Here is a 1,548-nt window from a genome sequence, read left to right as displayed (position 1 = left end):
TTCGATAACGATATCGTATTCCACATCGAATTTCGTATGGAATGGGGCGCGAACAGCACATCGATGATTGATTAGGATGGGATGAAAATTACTTTCCCAAGTCTCGTTCCAGTTTTCTTGGGCGATTTCCTTGAAAGTATGCGCGATATCGAATTGGGCGTTTTGCAAAATCTGGATAGATTCCAAAATATTCACCCGCAAATCCTCTTTTTGGATGTAGGCGAGAATACCCTCACCGTTCTCCACAAAACTCTCGAAACCCGCCTCGCCCAGTTCTGCGATCAGAATATCGGATGCAGGCTGTAGGGGCTTAATTTTGAAGTTGTATTCTATGTATGTAGACAAGGATAGGTTGAATTTTACGGGTTGCGGACGCTCAAATGGCCTTAATAATTGCAACAAAATCGTCCGCGACCAAGGATGCCCCGCCTATGAGTCCGCCATCGACATCGGGCTTTGAGAAAATCTCTTCTGCGTTGTCGGGTTTTACACTACCGCCATATAAAATGGACACGTTATTGGCGATCGAGGTGTCATAGGCTTCGGTAATAGTTTTGCGGATGAAGGCGTGCATTTCCTGCGCCTGCTCCGGTGATGCGGTCTCTCCGGTACCTATGGCCCAAACGGGTTCGTAGGCTAGAACAATATTTGTCCATGCCGATGCATCCAAAGAAAAAAGGGCGTTTTTCAGCTGGTCTTCTACAACCGTAAAATGGTTTTTAGATTTTCGATCCTCCATTTTTTCGCCAAAACAGAACAGCACCCGCATATTTTTATGCAATGCAGTAACGACCTTTTTGTTCAGAATTTCATCGGTTTCCCCAAAATAGGCCCTACGCTCGGAGTGACCGATGATAACGGTATCAATTCCGATATCCAATAGCATATCAGGTGAAATTTCACCGGTATAGGCTCCGTTTTCCTCAAAATGCATGTTCTGGGCAATCACCTCAATGGTAGAGGTTTCCAGTTGCTTAACGGCCGAAGGCAGGCTGACGAATGTCGGGGCGACCATTACCTCCGCCTGGGTATCCGGCAGTTTCGCCGCCAGTTCAGTGAGCAATGCCTCGGTTTCGGCCAGATTCTTGTTCATTTTCCAGTTTCCTGCTACAATTTTACTTCTCATTTTGTCAAGTGTTTTCGTTAAAATTCCATTTCGTCCAAATCATTGTAATGCACTTTCTGTTGTATCGTTCCCTTTTCCAACACCATCGCTCCTGGATTAGATCGTACTATCGTTTTCAAAGTAGTCTCATCGGTAAAGTAGAACTCGAAGTCAAGCTTATGATCTTTTACCAGTTTTGAAGTCTGCTGTTCGTTGGAAGCGGACATCCCGATTACTTTATACCCTTTCTTAAGGGCAGCATCCGTTATTTTCTTCACCTCGGAATAGATGTCTTCGTTGGTTTTTGCCAAATCATAGGCGATAACCATGACCAACTTGGGTTCCTGCAACAGCGAAGCGGCAAAATCTTCACCTTCCTGTTCAATGGTAAAATCGTGAACGGGGGGTTCATATCCCTTTTGTACCTCGGTGGTCTCCACATC

General features: G+C 45.3%; 2 protein-coding genes and 1 pseudogene. All 3 read right to left on the bottom strand.

Going from position 1 to position 1,548, the window contains the following annotated elements:
- A partial coding sequence (locus tag ACEW8S_RS16210) for a 50S ribosomal protein L11 methyltransferase (protein WP_373519164.1) occupies positions 1–345 on the bottom strand: 345 nt, incomplete at its 3' end.
- A 31-nt stretch (positions 346–376) separates the two neighbouring features.
- A complete protein-coding gene (gene tpiA / locus ACEW8S_RS16205) occupies positions 377–1,126 on the bottom strand; it encodes a triose-phosphate isomerase (RefSeq protein ID WP_373519163.1) in 750 nt (249 codons plus the stop codon).
- Positions 1,127–1,143: 17 nt separating this feature from the next.
- Positions 1,144–1,548: pseudogene (locus tag ACEW8S_RS16200) on the bottom strand (DoxX family protein); the annotation flags it as partial.

The sequence above is a fragment of the Pricia sp. genome (assembly GCF_041745955.1).
Classification (GTDB): Bacteria; Bacteroidota; Bacteroidia; order Flavobacteriales; family Flavobacteriaceae; genus Pricia.
The sequence above is the reverse complement of the archived record's forward strand: the minus strand, read 5'-3'. Positions and strand labels throughout refer to the sequence as shown.

Excerpts from the sequence above, each read along its gene's own strand:
- tpiA (WP_373519163.1), bottom strand. The coding sequence starts at position 1,126 with ATGAGAAGTAAAATTGTAGCAGGAAACTGGAAAATGAACAAGAATCTG.